This window comes from Rhodococcus sp. IEGM 1379 (assembly GCF_030056815.1).
In the GTDB taxonomy this organism is placed as follows: domain Bacteria; phylum Actinomycetota; class Actinomycetes; order Mycobacteriales; family Mycobacteriaceae; genus Rhodococcus_F.
On record NZ_JASHKR010000025.1, the window covers coordinates 22,970 to 39,082 of the forward strand.

General features: G+C 62.6%; 14 protein-coding genes. 7 read left to right on the plus strand and 7 right to left on the minus strand.

The window, feature by feature from the left end:
- Position 1: 1 nt before the first annotated feature.
- Complete coding sequence (locus tag QM600_RS15605) at positions 2-1,561, minus strand: dolichyl-phosphate-mannose--protein mannosyltransferase (protein WP_283262396.1); 1,560 nt, start codon at positions 1,559-1,561, stop codon at positions 2-4.
- Positions 1,562-1,584: 23 nt separating this feature from the next.
- Between QM600_RS15605 and rsmI the strand changes: the two genes are divergently transcribed.
- Entirely contained in the window at positions 1,585-2,415 is an 831-nt protein-coding gene (rsmI, locus tag QM600_RS15610) for a 16S rRNA (cytidine(1402)-2'-O)-methyltransferase (protein WP_283262397.1), read from the plus strand.
- 46 nt (positions 2,416-2,461) lie between these two features.
- On the opposite strand, the gene QM600_RS15615 is transcribed toward rsmI, so the two are convergent.
- Positions 2,462-3,631, minus strand: a complete 1,170-nt coding sequence (locus QM600_RS15615; protein ID WP_283262398.1) for a DUF2786 domain-containing protein — start codon at positions 3,629-3,631, stop codon at positions 2,462-2,464.
- Between the two features lie 138 nt (positions 3,632-3,769).
- Positions 3,770-5,368 (minus strand): methionine--tRNA ligase, encoded by a 1,599-nt coding sequence (gene metG, locus QM600_RS15620; protein WP_283262399.1) that lies wholly within the window; start codon positions 5,366-5,368, stop codon positions 3,770-3,772.
- 21 nt (positions 5,369-5,389) lie between these two features.
- Between metG and QM600_RS15625 the strand changes: the two genes are divergently transcribed.
- The 3 genes from QM600_RS15625 (at position 5,390) to QM600_RS15635 (ending at position 7,202) form a co-directional block, all read left to right on the plus strand.
- A complete protein-coding gene (locus QM600_RS15625) occupies positions 5,390-6,217 on the plus strand; it encodes a TatD family hydrolase (RefSeq protein WP_283262400.1) in 828 nt (275 codons plus the stop codon).
- A 197-nt stretch (positions 6,218-6,414) separates the two neighbouring features.
- A complete protein-coding gene (locus QM600_RS15630) occupies positions 6,415-6,789 on the plus strand; it encodes a DUF6578 domain-containing protein (RefSeq protein ID WP_283262401.1) in 375 nt (124 codons plus the stop codon).
- Complete coding sequence (locus tag QM600_RS15635) at positions 6,786-7,202, plus strand: DUF6578 domain-containing protein (protein WP_283262402.1); 417 nt, start codon at positions 6,786-6,788, stop codon at positions 7,200-7,202. The genes QM600_RS15630 and QM600_RS15635 overlap by 4 nt, the downstream gene beginning before the upstream one ends.
- A gap of 77 nt (positions 7,203-7,279) precedes the next feature.
- Here QM600_RS15635 and QM600_RS15640 read toward each other — a convergent pair whose 3' ends face one another.
- Positions 7,280-8,047 (minus strand): amino acid ABC transporter ATP-binding protein, encoded by a 768-nt coding sequence (locus QM600_RS15640; RefSeq protein WP_283262403.1) that lies wholly within the window; start codon positions 8,045-8,047, stop codon positions 7,280-7,282.
- Positions 8,044-9,492 carry an amino acid ABC transporter substrate-binding protein/permease gene (locus QM600_RS15645; RefSeq protein ID WP_283262404.1) on the minus strand — a complete coding sequence of 483 codons (1,449 nt, stop codon included), beginning with the start codon at positions 9,490-9,492 and terminating at the stop codon, positions 8,044-8,046. Before QM600_RS15645 ends, QM600_RS15640 begins: the two co-directional genes overlap by 4 nt.
- A 237-nt stretch (positions 9,493-9,729) precedes the next feature.
- Between QM600_RS15645 and QM600_RS15650 the strand changes: the two genes are divergently transcribed.
- From QM600_RS15650 to rsmA, 3 genes are read left to right on the plus strand one after another with little or no spacing between them, the layout of a single operon-like run.
- Positions 9,730-10,854, plus strand: a complete 1,125-nt coding sequence (locus QM600_RS15650; RefSeq protein WP_283262439.1) for a resuscitation-promoting factor — start codon at positions 9,730-9,732, stop codon at positions 10,852-10,854.
- On the plus strand, positions 10,854-11,981 hold the full coding sequence (locus tag QM600_RS15655; RefSeq protein ID WP_283262405.1) for a resuscitation-promoting factor: 1,128 nt from the start codon (positions 10,854-10,856) through the stop codon (positions 11,979-11,981). Before QM600_RS15650 ends, QM600_RS15655 begins: the two co-directional genes overlap by 1 nt.
- Positions 11,982-11,991: 10 nt before the next feature.
- Positions 11,992-12,891, plus strand: coding sequence for a 16S rRNA (adenine(1518)-N(6)/adenine(1519)-N(6))-dimethyltransferase RsmA (rsmA, locus tag QM600_RS15660; protein WP_283262406.1), 900 nt, complete (start codon positions 11,992-11,994; stop codon positions 12,889-12,891).
- 59 nt (positions 12,892-12,950) lie between these two features.
- Here rsmA and QM600_RS15665 read toward each other — a convergent pair whose 3' ends face one another.
- A complete protein-coding gene (locus tag QM600_RS15665) occupies positions 12,951-15,194 on the minus strand; it encodes a heavy metal translocating P-type ATPase (protein ID WP_283262407.1) in 2,244 nt (747 codons plus the stop codon).
- Positions 15,194-16,111, minus strand: a complete 918-nt coding sequence (locus QM600_RS15670) for a DUF8832 domain-containing protein (protein ID WP_283262408.1) — start codon at positions 16,109-16,111, stop codon at positions 15,194-15,196. Before QM600_RS15670 ends, QM600_RS15665 begins: the two co-directional genes overlap by 1 nt.
- Positions 16,112-16,113: the final 2 nt, after the last annotated feature.

The window sequence follows — 16,113 nt, forward strand, 5'->3', positions numbered from 1 at the left end:
GCTATTTCCAACTCGGTAGCCACAGATGGCTCTGCCAGGATTCGGGCGTGATCGGCATGGCTGTGAGAATCGGCCATAGGTACACGAAGTTCGCGATTACAAGCCCGACGTACAGACTGACCGCCAGCAGCCCGGTGGTACGTCGCTCGACGGAGTCTGTCGCCTTGCCCAGTACATCGCCGAGTACCAGTGCAAATCCCATCACCATGAACGGGGCGAGTGCGACGGCGTAGAAGAAGTACATCTGGCGGTCCATGGTCGCGAACCAGGGGAGGTACGCGGCGCCGTAGGCGGTGAGGACGACGGCGTAGCGCCAGTCGCGTCGTACAAATGTCTTCCAGATCGCCCAGGCCAGCATGGGCAAGGCCAGCCACCACATGGCCGGCGTGCCGATCAGCATGATCGCCTTGACGCAACTGGCGGCGCCGCAGCCAGTCACTTGCTCGCCGTCGGCGTAGTAGTAGAGCATCGGACGCAGCCCCATGGGCCAAGTCCACGGCTTGGATTCCCAGGGGTGATGGTTTCCGGCGGAGTTGGTCAGGCTGGAGTGGAATGTGAGCACGTTTCCGCTGTAGTACCAGAGGGAGCGAAGGGCGGACGGAATGAAACTCCAGGTTCCACCTTCGCCGATCTCGTTGCCGACGGCATGGCGGTCGACGCCGGTCTCGCTGGCAAACCAGGCCCAATAGCTGGCCAGGTAGACACCGATCGGGATGATGACCAGCGCGTAGAGAGCGGGGCCGATATCGCGGATCGCAGTGCCGAACCACGGCCGCTCGACGCGGTACGCGCGGCGAGCAGTCAGGTCGAAAGCGACGCTGAGCAGTCCGAAGAAGAGAATGAAGTACATGCCGGACCATTTGGTGCCGCAGGCCAGTCCGAGCAGAATGCCGGCGCCGAAACGCCACCACCTGAATCCCAGACGGGGACCCCATTCGGAATCGCCGATCCGGCCCTCGTTGTAAGCCTTCGCCAGTCGCTCACGCACTTGGTCACGGTCCACGATGAGGCAACCGAGCGCCGCGAGAACGAAGAAGGCCAGGAAAATGTCGAGCATGCCCAGCCGCGACGAGACGAACGTGACTCCGTCGGCGATCAGCAGAATGCCCGCGAGGGCACCGATCAGCGTGGACCGCGTCATCCGACGGACGATCCGGACGATCAACAGCACCATCAGCGTGCCGACGAGTGCCGACGAGAAGCGCCATCCCCAGCCGTTGTAGCCGAAAAGCGCTTCACCGATCGCGATCATCTGCTTGCCGATCGGCGGGTGTACCACCAATCCGTATCCCGGGTTGTCTTCGATCCCGCCGCCGGTCAGGACCTGCCAGCCCTGCGGTGCGTAGTGCTTTTCGTCGAAGACGGGAGTGCCGGCATCCGTCGGATACGCGAGCATCGTGAAACGCGTGATGGCGGCGATGGCGGTAATGACGGCGGTGACTATCCAGCCACGAAATCTGTCGGTCGGACCGAAGTCAGGGTCCGGAACGAGCGGTGCGGGACTACGCACTACCCGATCGCCCGTGGCGGGCGTTGGCCGCTCGTCCGTCTGCACAGTCACTCGGCAATCGTAGGCTGTCAGGTATGACTGGTCGCTTGGTACTCGCCGCAACACCCATGGGAGATGTCGGTGACGCGTCTCCGCGCCTGCGCGCCGCACTCGCAACCGCCGACGTCGTGGCAGCGGAGGACACCCGACGAACCAAGTCGTTGGCCTCGTCGCTCGACGTGACGATCACCGGGAAAGTAGTCAGTTTCTACGACCAGGTGGAGGTCGCCCGTCTGCCAGGGTTGGTTGCAGCAGTCGCTGAAGGTAAAACCGTCCTGCTCGTGACCGATGCCGGCATGCCGTCGGTCAGCGATCCCGGATACCGACTGGTCGCGGCGTGCGTTGCCGAAAATCTGAAGGTCACCTGCCTTCCCGGGCCGTCTGCCGTCACCACTGCTCTTGCGCTGTCCGGACTGCATGTCGAGCGGTTCTGCTTCGACGGATTCCCTCCGCGCAAGGGTGGGCAACGCAAAACCTGGTTCGCTGGACTCGCCACCGAGCAACGCGCCTGCGTGTTCTTCGAAGCACCGCACCGCCTGGCCGATTGTCTGGCCGACGCTGCCCTGGTGCTCGGTTCGGAGCGTCGCGCAGCTGTCTGCCGCGAATTGACCAAGACCTACGAAGAAGTGAAACGCGGAACGCTCGGCGAATTGGCCGCGTGGGCAGCAGAAGGTGTGCGCGGCGAAATCACCGTGGTACTCGAAGGTGCTGTTCTGGTGGCGTCGGATCCTGTCGATCTGGTTGACGAAGTGGAACGCTTGGTCGAGGGCGGAGCAGGTCTGAAAGACGCATGCGCCCTCGTAGCCACAGCCGGGGTGTCCAAGCGAGAACTGTACGAAACGGTGCTCGCCGCTCGTAAGGTCTAACGACGCACTGCCGGCGCTGTTCTAACGACGCACTGCCGGCGCTGTTCTAACGACGCACTGCCGGCGCACCGGGCCGGAGATTGGCGTCGTCGGCTGCAGCCTGGCCGGCATGCCAGCCTTCGGCGTCGACGGAGCGTCCGCGCGCTTTTCGGGTTCGCGGAAACATACGCTCGAATTCCGTGTCGACTGCTGCTGACGTCGTCGCCAGAATCGGCAGGAGGTCGGCGACGTCCATCGATTCCGCGTCGGCGGCCTCAGCGGTGGCTTTGGTGCCGGCGTCGCGCAGACGTTGCCCGATTCGATTGGCGAAACCAGTCAGGAATCCCTTGCGGAATGACGTTGTTCGGGAGCCGCCGCGATTGCTGGTATCGGCGAATTGCATTGCGCGAGTGGCTTGTACCAGCAATGAGGTGAACAGCATGTCGACCTGTTGGAGGTCGACGGGGGTGCCGATGACGGTGGCGATGCAGATGTCGCTGAACCACACCGCGCGCACTCGGTTGGCGTCACCGATTGCCGTGAGGAGATGGACTTTTTCCTTGACGTACGGGTTGTCCAGGTGAATTCGACGGCCGTCGACCGTGGTGTCGGTGACGCCGGTACGTGAGTGCAGGAGTGCCGAATCGATGGCGTATCGCGTCATCAACTCCTGGGCCTTCTCGGTGAAGATTTCGGCTTCTTCGGCAAAGTTCGTGGCCTCGGCTTTGGCGAGGAGGCCACGAATTCTCTTGAGTACCTTGGCATCTACTTCGGTTGCCGCGCCGGAGTAGCTGTTCTCGGTGCGCTGCGCCGGCCACGTCGACGGCAGGGGGAGGAGTAGGTTCCAGGGCGCGAGGTGCGTCCAACCCATGGCCACTTCGGCGACCTGTGAGACGAGGAAATAAGGGTCCTCGAACAGCAATCCGGCAGCAAGGGATCTGAAGAGGCTGTCGTCCAGAGTGATTCGGGACGCAATGCGATGCGAATTGGGGTACTGCTCGCGAATGGACTGTAGTTGGCCGACCCACTCGAGCGGCGCGCGATCGTCTGCCTTGGTGGTTGCAGCCTCCATCAGGATGGCTGTAGCAGCGAGATCCGCGTTCGAGGAATCTTTGCTGCGGCGTGCCAGGTGGATGATGTCGGCGGGTTGCCACCCTCGCTCGTAGCTGCCGGTGAGCTCGACCATCAGGGCCCGGGCGGCTGCGACGGACTGGGGGCTGACTTCGTGGGAGGACACGTGGGCTCCGTTCCAGGGCAGTGTCTGCGCCGATGCGGTAGATCGAAAGTATGTTCTATTCGTTGTCATGGACGCAGTGTGCACGTGCGGTCCGACACACTTGATTTCAATCAGGCGTATCGGACCCCACGTGGTGCGTCACTCGTCTACGAAGCGGGGAAAAACAGGTGCCGGAGCAGGCAGAGCCTGGTTCGCCACGATGCGAACGGCAACGTCGGTGAACTGGCGGTGCTCTTCGTCCTGGCCCAGCAGGTCCAGGATCCGCGCCGCCGCGTCAGGCATGATCGGCTGCACCAGAATGCCCACGATGCGTACCACTTCGAGTGTCACGTAGAGAACCGTCGCCATCCGCGCCGGATCGGTCTTGCGCAGAACCCACGGCTCCTGCTTGGAGAAGTAGCGGTTGGTCTCGCCCAGGACGGCCCACATGGCTTCGAGAGCCAGATGCAGAGCCTGCACGTCGAACTCTTTACGGCACTTGGCCAGGAGTGCGTCGGCGGACGCCAGCATCGCCAGATCGTCCTCGGTGAACTCACCGGGAGTGGGGACCTGCGCGTCGCAGTTCTTCGCGACCATCGTCAGCGAACGCTGTGCGAGGTTGCCCAGTTCGTTGGACAGATCGGCATTCATGCGCGTCACGATCGCCTCGTGGCTGTAGCTGCCGTCCTGGCCGTACGAGATCTCACGGAGCAGGAAGAAGCGGACCGCGTCGAGGCCGTACTGATCGACCATCGCGATGGGGTCGACGACGTTGCCGACGGACTTCGACATCTTCTCGCCCTTGTTGTACAAGAAGCCGTGGACGAAGACCCGCTCGGGCAGTTCGATGCCGGCGGACATCAGGAATGCCGGCCAGTACACCGTATGGAACCGGGTGATGTCCTTGCCGATGATGTGCAGGCTGGCCGGCCAGAACTTCTTGAACTCGGCGGTGTCGACGTTCGGGTAGCCCACGCCCGTCAGGTAATTGGTGAGGGCGTCGACCCACACGTACATGACGTGATCGGGGTCGCCGGGAACCGGGACGCCCCAGTCGAAGGTGGTTCGTGAGATCGACAGATCCTTGAGCCCGCCCTTGACGAAGCTGACGATCTCGTTGCGACGCGTCACCGGGGCGATGAACTCGGGGTGCTCCTCGTAGAGCGCGAGCAGACGATCCTCGTATGCGGAGAGCTTGAAGGTGTAGTTGGACTCCTCGGTCCACTCCACCGGGGTGCCCGTCTCCGTGGACTGGCGGGAGCCGTCGGCGAGAAGCGTGGTCTCGGCTTCGGTGTAGAAGGCCTCGTCGCGAACCGAGTACCAGCCCGAGTACGTGTCGAGGTAGATGTCGCCCGATGCGGCCATCTTCTCCCAGATCGCCTTGCTGGCCAGCTGGTGATCGGCGTCCGTCGTGCGGATGAAGCGGTCGTACGAGATGTTCAAGACCTTGTCGAGGTTCTGGAACACGTCGGAGTTGCGGGCCGCGAGGTCGCGGACGTCGATGCCCTCTTTGATCGCTGTCTGCTGCATCTTCAGACCGTGCTCGTCGGTGCCGGTCATGAAGAACACTTCATATCCGTCCAACCGCTTGAAGCGGGCGAGCGCGTCCGAGGAGATGTACTCGTAGGCGTGGCCGATGTGCGGTGCACCGTTGGGATACGCGATCGCGGTAGTGATGTAGAACGGCGATCGATCCGCGCCTTCCTTGGCAGCGGAGTCCGGGCGCGTGGTCTGGGAGGGTGAGGCAGGCACAGTCATGGTGGGCTTACTCTATCGGGCGTGAGCAAAGACCGTCCCGCCCCCGATGCCCCTGAGCCCTTGTCGCCTCTGATCGACGCCCATACACACCTCGATGCGTGTGGTGCGCACGACGCGGCGACCGTTGCTGCGATCGTCGACAAAGCCGAGGCCGTCGGCGTCGGACGGGTGGTGACCGTGGCCGACGACCTTGATGCCGCGCGGTTTGCCGTCGACGCCGCGAACTGGGATTCCCGTGTATACGCTGCCGTCGCGATCCATCCGACCAGGGCCAATGTGCTCGACAGTGAGACGAAGGCGGAGATCGAGCGGTTGGCTTCGGATCCGCGCGTCGTCGCCGTGGGGGAGACGGGCCTCGACCTCTACTGGCCCGGCAAGCTGGAGGGCTGCGCCACTATCGAGGAGCAGGTCGACGGATTCCGGTGGCACATCGACCTCGCGAAGCGTCTCGGTAAGACGCTGATGATCCACAACCGCGAAGCAGACCAGGACTTGCTGCGGGTGCTGAATGAAGAAGGCGCTCCCGAGACCGTCGTGTTCCACTGCTTCTCCTCGGATTCGGAGATGGCGCGGGCGTGCATCGACGCCGGGTATGTGTTGAGTTTCTCCGGCACGGTCAGTTTCAAGAACGCGAAGGCTCTGCGTGAGGCCGCACTGTTGGTGCCGTCGGATCAGTTGATCGTCGAGACCGACGCGCCGTTTCTGACGCCGCATCCGTTCCGCGGAGCGCCCAACGAGTCGTACTGCCTGCCCTACACGGTGCGCGCGTTGGCGGACATCCGCGGCGAGGACCCGCAGGCATTGGCGGCGGCGTCGACGGCGACAGCGGAGCGCGTCTACAAGCTCTGAGAGTTGGGCGTCGGCCGATGCTCGTGATTGCACACAACTCCGCGCGCGGAGTCACATCCGGCCGTCCAGCGTCGAGTTGTGTGCAACGACGACCAATTAGTTTTTCAACTTGTCGGCGTGCGATATTCTGGCCGCACAGGTAACTCCGCGCCCGGAACCGTCGCGTTCCGGTTCGTCTACTGCGCGGAGTCTTGACGATGAATGGCTACGACGTCGTTACGGTCCGCATCGAAACGTGGGAATTCGAGTGCTGTGCGCCGCTTCCGATCGTCGGCGAGCAGTCAGCGTGGGTGTTGAGTCCGATTGCGGACTCGCGCTGGTGCTCAGGTACACGGCACGATTACGAAGATATCGAGGTCACTGTCGGCACGGTTCTGTCGATCCGACTCGAGCGCGGCGAATTCGTCGAACATGGGTTCGGAAAATGGGATCAGGTGCCGGGCAGTACGGACTACGTACGGGTTGACAAGTGTCCCCGATACTTTCGCGGTTTGCGATCACTGGTTGCCGGTCATCGCGGCTGGATGGAGACCGCTGTCGTCATCGAGTTATCTGTTCCTGCGGCGGCGTGAGGGCACACAGGTTCACCGAGGCGACGCCGGTCGACTCTTCGGTCGAGATCGTCACGGTCCATGTCGAGATCGGCGAAATCGAATGCTGCGGGCCGTTGCCGGTAGTCGGCGAGCAGTGTTCGTGGATGTTGACGTCGCGAGCCGAAAGCTACGAGGTCGACGGTTGGGTGCACGGAGGGATGCCGGCGCCGGGAGTTCTGACCACCGGAGTAGTTCTCGGGATTCTTGTGGTGACGACGACGTACGAGGAAGTCGGATCCCTTGGCGAGTGGTTGCCCGTCGCAGGTAGTGAGAACTATCGACGGGTTGGCGCGAGCCCTCGATGGTTCCGACGGTTCGGTGATTTCGACGTCGGCCCACAGAATCGGATCGAGACTGGTGTGGTCGTCGAGTTAGCTGTCGCTCGTTCGTGATTGCACACAACTCCGCGCGCGGAGTCACATCCGGCCGTCCGGCGTCGAGTTGTGTGCAATCACGAAGTCCTGTGCGCTTAGAGGACCTTCCCCAGGAAATCCTGGGTGCGCTTCTGCTGCGGATTGCCGAACAGGTCTTCCGGCTTTCCTTCTTCGACGATGTAGCCGTCGGCCATGAAGATGACCCGATCGGATACCTCGCGGGCGAAGCCCATCTCGTGGGTGACGACGACCATCGTCATGCCTTGCTTTGCGAGGTCACGCAGAACCTGCAGAACCTCGCCCACCATTTCGGGGTCGAGGGCGCTGGTGGCCTCGTCGAACAGCATGATGTCCGGGCTCATTGCGAGTGCGCGGGCGATGGCGACACGCTGCTTCTGGCCGCCGGACAAACTGGCAGGCTTTGCGTCGGCTTTTTCTGCGAGACCGACCTGCGCAAGCAGTTTCACGGCGATCTCCCGAGCCTGTTCCTTGGTGGAACGGCCCGTTTGGACCGGTGCGAGCATCACGTTCTCGACGACGCTCATGTGCGGGAACAGATTGAAGTGCTGGAACACCATGCCGATGTGCTGGCGCACCTTGTCGATGTCGACGTCTTTGTCGGTGAGGTCGAAATGGTCGACGCGAACCGTGCCGGCGGTGATGTCCTCGAGGCGGTTGAGGCAGCGCAGGAAGGTGGATTTACCGGAACCTGAAGGCCCGATGACACACACCACTTCGCCGTTCTTGATGTCGACGTCGAGGCCTTTGAGGACTTCGTTGTCGCCGAACGACTTCTTCAATCCCTTGACTTCGATTTTGATCTCGGTGTCGGGCTTGCTTGTGTTGACAGCTGTTTCGGTCACTTGTTGATCCTCTTTTCGAGGCGGTTCGAGAACTTGGTGAGCGCCATGATGATGATGAAGTACATGACGCCGATGATCAGCCACATGTTGAAGGACTGGAAGTTACGCGCGATGATGATGCGCCCGGTCTGAGTAAGCTCGGCGAGTCCGATGACAGACAGGATCGACGTGTCCTTGAGGGTGATGACGAACTGGTTGATGTACGACGGGATCATCGTTCGAATTGCCTGCGGCATGATGACCTTCTGCATGGTCTTCATGTAGCTGATGCCGAGGCTGCGTGATGCTTCCGTCTGGCCCTTGTCGACGGAAAGGATTCCGCCGCGGACGATTTCGGCCATGTACGCACCGGCGTTCAGTGAGAGCGTGATGACACCGGCGGTGAAGGCCGACATCTGGAAGTCGAGCGCCGCCGGGATACCGAAGTAGATGAAGAAGGCTTGGACCAATAGTGGTGTGCCACGAAATATGTCGACGTACGCCGTGCCGATACCGCGTACGAAGATATTGGTCGAGACCCGGCAGAGTCCGAAGATGCCGCCGAGGACCAAGGCGATGGCGATGGAGACGACCGATAGGACGATCGTCAGCCAAAGGCCTTTGAGCAGTTGGGGATACGTGCTCTTGATCAGTCCGATGATGGAGTTGTCGGATTCTGTTGCACCCTGTCCGAGGAACTGCGAGAGGATCTCGTCGTACTGGCCGCTGTCTCGCAGATTCTGCAGGCCTGCGTTGAACATCCCGAGGAGTTCCGCGTTCTGCCCTTTGTTGACGGCGAATCCGTAGCTCGCACCGACTTCTTTCTCGGTCACGGTCTTGAGGCCGTTGCCCTGGGTGATGCCGTAAGCCAGCACGGGATAGTCGTCGAAGACTGCGACGGAGTTTCCGGTCTTGACTTCGTCGTACATGCTGGAGGAGTCGGCGAAGTAGACCGTCGTGAATCCGTATTTGTCCTTGATAGATTCGGCGAAGGATGCTCCTTCGGTGCCGTTCTTGACGGCGACGCGTTTGCCCTTCAAATCCTCGTAGGACTTGACGTCGTTGTTCGATTCGAGCACAGCCATCTGCACGCCCGACGAGAAGTACGGGTCGGAGAAGTCGAAGACCTGTTTGCGCGCATCGGTGATCGACATGCCCGCGATGACACCGTCGGCTTGGCCGGACGTGACCGCTTGCAGCGCGGCGTCGAATCCGAGTGGTTTGATATCGACATTGAAGCCTTGGTCCTTCGCGATGGCTCGCAGGAGTTCCATGTCGATGCCGGTGAGATTGCCGTTCGCGTCCTGAAACTCGAATGGAGCGAATGTCGTATCGGTCGCGATGGTGTACGTGCGTCCCGGTTGCGCGGCGGCAATGCCGGGGGCGAACAGCGCTGCGATGAGCGCGAGCAGGACAGCCAGGATCGGCCACCTCGGGTTACGTAGTCTGTCGAATCTTTTTCGCACTCTCGCCCAGCTTTCGTCTGTCACGCCCGGGATCGCCGGACTACTTATGACCAGACGAGAACATACTGCGTGCCGGCCTGAATCGATACACGGGTAACTGTCCGAGATAGTTACGAATATGCGACACGCCGTTGCCAATCCGTGACAAAGGTCGCAGTTCGTTGCGTTTTGGTTGCCGATGCGGTGCCAGGCCGTTACCGTATTGTGACCGAACGTCCGACTGCCTTGGGATTTATTGTGTCGCCTTTTGCCAAGATCAACTCCGCGAAGTCACCGCTTCTCTATTCGATGGTGGCCGCGCTGCTCCTGACGCTCATCGTCGGCGGCACGCTCGCCGTGGTTCGGCACAAGAACATCACCCTCGACGTCGACGGCGAGATGATCTCGCTGTCTACGATGTCGAGCAGTGTCGGTGGCGCTTTGGACAAGGCCGGATACGCCGTCGACTCCAAGGACGCTCTTGCACCCAGCGCAGATGCCTCCCTTTCCGACGGTGACACCGTAGTTCTCCGCCGTGCACGTGAGTTGCAGTTGAACGTCGACGGAACGCCTCAGACGGTCTGGACGACGGCGCTGACAGTCGACGAGGCGTTGAAGCAGTTCGACGTGGCCGACGATTTTGCTGTTTCGGCGTCACGCTCGCATCGTCTCCCGCTCGAGCGAACCGAACTCGACGTCATCAGCCCCAAGGTCGTCAAAGTTGCCGACGGCGGCGCACCGGCCACCGAAATCAAGCTCGCAGCCGCAACCGTCGGAGAGTTTCTCGCAGCCCGCAATGCGCCGCTCGAGCAGGCCGACACCGTCGTACCTGCAGTGGATACTCCGGTCACCGAGGGTTTGACCATCGAAATCACCCGCGACCGCACCGATACCCGCGTCGAGACGCAGCCCATCGCGGCGCCGGAGAACAAGATCGAAGATCCTTCGCTGGAGAAGGACAAGACCGTCGTCGAGAATCCGGGTGTTCCCGGTGAGCGCACCGCAACACTCGAGGTCAAGACCGTCAACGGCGTCGAAGCCGGCCGTACCGAAGTTGCCGCCACGGTGGTCAAGGAACCCGTTGCGGCAGTGATCAAGGTCGGCACCAAAGAACCTGCAGTACCAGCCATTTCCAATGCGTCGACGTGGGATGCGATTGCGCACTGCGAGGCCACCGGTAACTGGGCTATCAACACCGGCAACGGTTTCTACGGTGGTTTGCAGTTCACGCAGAGCACGTGGCAAGCCTTCGGTGGTGGCGAGTATGCATCGCGCGCCGACCTCGCGACACGCGAACAGCAGATCGCGATCGGGGAGAAGGTTCGTGCCGGTCAGGGCTGGGGCGCTTGGCCTTCCTGCACAAGCAAACTGGGCCTTCGCTGATGTCGCCGCTGAGCAAGATCAACGCGACCCGATCGTCGTTTCTGTACTCGATGATCGCCGCGTTGCTCGTGACGCTGGTGGCCGGCGGACTACTGGCGGTGGTCAATCACAAGACGATCACCCTCGACGTCGACGGCGAGCAGATCCAGCTCAGCACTATGGCAAGCAAGGTCGACGGCATCCTTGCCGACGCGGGCTACCCGATCGGTGACAAAGACGCCGTCGCACCGGCATCCGATGCGTCGCTGTCCGACGGCGACACCGTTGTTCTACGACGCGCTCGTGAAATCACGTTGACGGTCGACGGCCAGCCTCAGCAATTGTGGACAACTGCTCTTACCGTCGACGACGCGTTGAAGCAGTTGGATGTCGCTGCCGACGTTCATGTTTCGGCTTCGCGCTCGCAGCGTCTTCCGCTCGACGGTGCGGCGTTGGACGTTCTGACACCTGTCGTCGCAAAGCTGGTCGACGGAGCGCAGCCTGTTGCCGACGTCCGGATTGCCGCGCCCACCGTAGGTGAGTTCTTGACCGCCAACGGAACTCCGATGGAACCGACCGACACGGTAGTTCCTGCGGCGGATGCGCCGCTGACCGAAGGCCTCGAAATCACGGTGACGCGCAATCGCACCGAGAGCAAGGTGGAGACGTTGCCGCTCGATCCGCCGGATCAGCGCATCGAGGATCCCACCATGAATCAGAGCCGCACGATTGTCGAGAATCCGGGCGTTCCCGGAGTTCGCGACGTGACTTTTGCTGTCGATCTGGTCAACGGTGTCGAAACCGACCGCACTCCGGTTGCCGAGACGATCACCACACCGGCACAGCCCAAGGTTGTCCGTGTCGGCACCAAGCCGGGCACCGAGGTTCCGCCGGTTGAGAACGGCAGCACCTGGGATGCTCTCGCGCAGTGTGAGGCTACCGGTAACTGGGCTATCAACACCGGCAACGGTTTTTACGGCGGCGTGCAGTTCGATCAGAACACCTGGGAGCGTCAGGGCGGCCTCAAGTATGCAGCCCGCGCAGACCTCGCCTCCCGCGAGGAGCAGATCGCGATCGCGACGCAAACCCAGCGCACCCAGGGCTGGGGCGCATGGCCGTCGTGCTCGGGCCGCCTCGGACTGGGTTAAGTTCTTACCTGTGTCAGACGTCGAATCGAACCAACCCATCGCCACCCCTCGCGGGCAGGCAGCGCTGCTCGGCCCGGCCGAGGTGCGCGCGCTCGCCGAGGAATTCGGTGTGCGCCCCACAAAGCAGTTGGGACAGAACTTCGTTCACGACGCCAACACCGTGCGACGCATCGTCAATGTCGCCGGCGTCACCCGCGATGACGTCGTTCTCGAAGTGGGGCCGGGACTCGGCTCGCTGACGATGGCTCTGATGGACGTCGTCGATCGTGTCATCGCGGTCGAGATCGATCCGAATCTCGCAGCTCGCCTGCCCAAGACTGTTGCCGAGCGTGCGCCTGAACTGGCCGACCGGCTGACTGTGGTGGAGGCCGACGCGATGCGCGTGCTGCCTTCTCAGATTCCGGGGGAGCCGACGGCCCTCGTCGCGAACCTTCCGTACAACGTGGCCGTGCCGGTGTTGTTGCACCTGTTCGCTTCGCTGCCGAGCCTGCGCACCGCAATGGTGATGGTGCAGGCTGAGGTCGCCGATCGTTTGGCGGCTGACCCGGGTAGCAAGATCTACGGTGTTCCCAGCGTCAAGGCCAACTTCTTCGGCGAGGTGCGCCGCGCGGGTGCTGTCGGGCGCAACGTGTTCTGGCCGGTACCCAAGGTGGAATCCGGATTGGTGCGCGTCGATCGCTACGCCGAGCCGCCGTGGCCGATGGACGAGCAGCATCGCAAACGAGTATTTGCTGTTGTCGATGCCGCGTTCGCACAGCGTCGAAAGACGTTGCGGGCAGCACTGAGTGGTTGGGCGGGCTCGCCCGCTGAAGCCGAGCGTCGACTCGTGGCCGCGGGTATCGAGCCGCAGTTGCGCGGCGAAATGCTCGACGCCGCAGCATTTGTTCGGCTGGCTGCGGTAGAGGCGTAGCCGCCTGTGCGCCGTTTTGGTAGTGCCTACTACCAAAACGGCGCACCGGGGCTTTGCCCCTACTTGAACCGGCGCAACCTCAGACTGTTGCTCACGACGAATACACTGCTGAATGCCATTGCGGCACCGGCCAGCATCGGGTTCAGCAGGCCGGCAGCGGCCAGGGGGATTGCCGCCGCGTTGTAGGCGAAGGCCCAGAACAAGTTGCCCTTGATGGTCTTCAAGGTCTTGCGTGAGAGCCGAATCGCGTCGGCTGCCGAGCGCAGGTCACCGCGTACCAGCGTGATGTCGCTGGCTTCGATTGCGACGTCGGTACCCGTGCCCATGGCCAACCCAAGATCGGCCTGAGCCAGTGCGGCTGCGTCGTTGACGCCGTCACCGACCATGGCGACGATGCGGCCCTCGGCTTGCAGCTTCTTGATCGCATCGACCTTGTCGGCGGGCATGACCTCGGCAAATACCGTCGTGATCCCGACCTGATCGGCCACCGTGCGGGCGACGGTCTTGTTGTCGCCGGTCAGCAGAACCGGTTCGAGGCCGAGTTCCTTGAGCTGGCGGATGGCCTCGGCGCTGGTGTCCTTGACGGCGTCGGCGATCACGAGAACACCGCGTGCCGCTCCGTCCCAGCCGACTGCGATGGCCGTACGTCCGGCTTCTTCTGCCGCGGCCTTGGCTACCCGCAGATTCTCGGGGAGCGTCATCGACCAGTCGGTGAGGAGTGCATCCCGGCCGGCGACGACGGCGTGGCCGTCGACGATGCCCTGCACTCCGAGACCCGCGATATTCGCGAAATCTTCGACGGGAGGAAGCTCTCCCACCTTTTCGGCGGCGCCCTTGGCAATTGCGGCGGCAATGGGGTGTTCGGAGCGATGTTCGAGTGCTCCGGCCAACCGCAGAACCTCGTCGGCGGTTGTCCCTTCTGCCACGACGGTGTCGAGCAGTGTCATCTGCCCGGTGGTGACGGTTCCGGTCTTGTCGAGGACGACGGTGTCGACTGCGCGAGTCGATTCCAGTACTTCAGGTCCCTTGATCAGGATTCCCATTTGAGCGCCCCGTCCGGTACCGACCAGCAATGCCGTGGGCGTTGCCAATCCGAGCGCACAGGGGCAGGCGATGATCAGGACAGCGACTGCGGCGGTGAAGGCCATCTCGATGGGGCTGCCCGTGCCGAGCCAATAGCCCAGGGTAGCAACGGCAATCGCGATGACGATCGGTACGAAGATCCCCGAGATCCGGTCGGCAAGGCGCTGAACTTCGGCCTTACCGTTCTGGGCATCCTCGACGAGTGCGGCCATGTGCGCGAGCTGTGTGTCACTGCCGATGCGGGTGGCTTCGACGGTGAGTGTGCCGCCTACGTTGACGGTGGCTCCGACGACACTGTCGCCGACGCCGACTTCTTCAGGTACCGATTCACCGGTCAGCATGCTCATATCGACGGCGGATCGGCCTTCGGTGATTACACCGTCGGTGGCGATCTTCTCGCCGGGACGGACCACGAAGATATCGCCGGCTACCAGGTCTTCAGCGGGAATACGTACTTCGGTGCCGTCCCGCAGCACGGCGACATCTTTTGCGCCGAGTTCCATCAGTGCGCGCAGTGCGGCGCCGGAGGTGCGCTTGGATTTGTGCTCGAAGTAGCGTCCGGCCAGCACGAAGGTGACGACGCCGGCGGCGACCTCGAGATAGATGTTGGCGCTGCCGTCCATCCTGTCGATGGTGAAGCTGAAGGCGTGCTTCATCCCGGCTTCGCCGGCAGTACCGAAGAACAGTGCATACAGAGACCACAGGAATGCCGAGATGGTGCCCAAGGAAATGAGCGTGTCCATCGTGGCGGCGCCGTGACGCAGGTTGACCCAGGCGGCCCGGTGGAAAGGCAGCGCCGCCCAGACGATGACCGGTGCGGCCAGTGTCAGGGAGAGCCACTGCCAGTTGGTGAACTGGATCGCGGGGATCATCGCCATGGCGATGACAGGCACCGAGAGGACTGTCGAGACGATCAGCCGGTTGCGCAGTTCGCGAAGGTCGCGGTCTTGAGTGGTTTCGGCGTCTTCGTCGACGGAAGCTGCTGATGTCCGCGGTTTGGGAAGCGCAGCGGAATAGCCGGCGTTTGCGACGGTGGCCAGCAACTCGTCAGTGGATACCGTATCGGGGTAACTGACCTTCGCCTTCTCGGTGGCGTAGTTGACTGTTGCCGTCACGCCGTCGATCTTGTTGAGCTTCTTCTCGATTCGGGCCGCGCAGGAGGCGCAGGTCATTCCCGTGATCGCGAGCTCAACGCTGTCTACAGCGGTAGGCGAAGTCATCAGTGACCTCCGGTGTGATTCTCGGGTGCTGCGGGTGCTGCGGGTGTTTCTGCGGGTATTCCTGTGGTGACCGTGAATTCGGCTGTGCGGACGATGCCCTCGTGTTGGAAGTCGAGGAAGAAGCGGTAGGTGCCTTCGCTCGGTGCTTGCGCGTGGAAAGAGATGTCGGGACCGGCGGCTGTGACGCCGTCGCCAGGCTCGCCTTCGGGATGAACGTGCAGGTACGCGAGGTCGCCGGTGCGCAGTGCGACGAGGTGGCCGTAGGCGCCGAGGTACGGGTCGAGATCGGTGACCGGGACGCCGTCGCGGGCGACGTTCAGAGTGATGGGGCCACCAGCGGTGGTGAGATCACCGCCCCGAGTGACGGTGTAGCCGTCGACCGACGCGGTTGTGGATACCGGGGGTAGGGGAGCCGGTGTGAATTCGCCTGCCACGTCGATGTTTCGGCCAAGCGTCAGCTGGGTGCCGTCGGTGGGATCGAAGTCCGCGAAGACTCGGTAGGTGCCGGCTGTGGGCCAGGTCCAGTCGATGGACCATGTGCCGTCGGCGGCGAGAACCGGGTGTACGTGCCGGAACTCGCTGGTGTCGCTGCGAACGACGATCAGGTGGAGTTTCTTCTCGTGCAGGGCGTCGAAGTCGACTACCGGCTGGTTGTGGCTGTCGAGGATGCGGAAGCTCAGAGTTCCTGCCGCGCCCGACCTTTCGGGGGCAATGACGTCGCCGAGTGTGTATCCGCCGGAAGAGACTTCGAGTCCGGCGGGTGTTGTGGCGTCCGTGCTGGGCACGGCGTCGTGGGTGCTGTGCGAGGTGGTGGACATGTCTATCGGGCTTCCGATTGCGGCCCCCACACCGAGGGCGGCGCCGAAAACGGCGACCAGCCCTACGGCGTAGGTGGCAAGTGTTGTGGAGGTGCGCACGG

Bases quoted from the DNA above. Each gene is read 5' to 3' on its own strand.
- QM600_RS15630 (WP_283262401.1), top strand. From the start codon at position 6,415: ATGAATGGCTACGACGTCGTTACGGTCCGCATCGAAACGTGGGAATTC.
- QM600_RS15665 (WP_283262407.1), bottom strand. From the start codon at position 15,194: ATGACTTCGCCTACCGCTGTAGACAGCGTTGAGCTCGCGATCACGGGA.
- QM600_RS15655 (WP_283262405.1), top strand. From the start codon at position 10,854: ATGTCGCCGCTGAGCAAGATCAACGCGACCCGATCGTCGTTTCTGTAC.
- metG (WP_283262399.1), bottom strand. From the start codon at position 5,368: ATGACTGTGCCTGCCTCACCCTCCCAGACCACGCGCCCGGACTCCGCT.
- rsmI (WP_283262397.1), top strand. From the start codon at position 1,585: ATGACTGGTCGCTTGGTACTCGCCGCAACACCCATGGGAGATGTCGGT.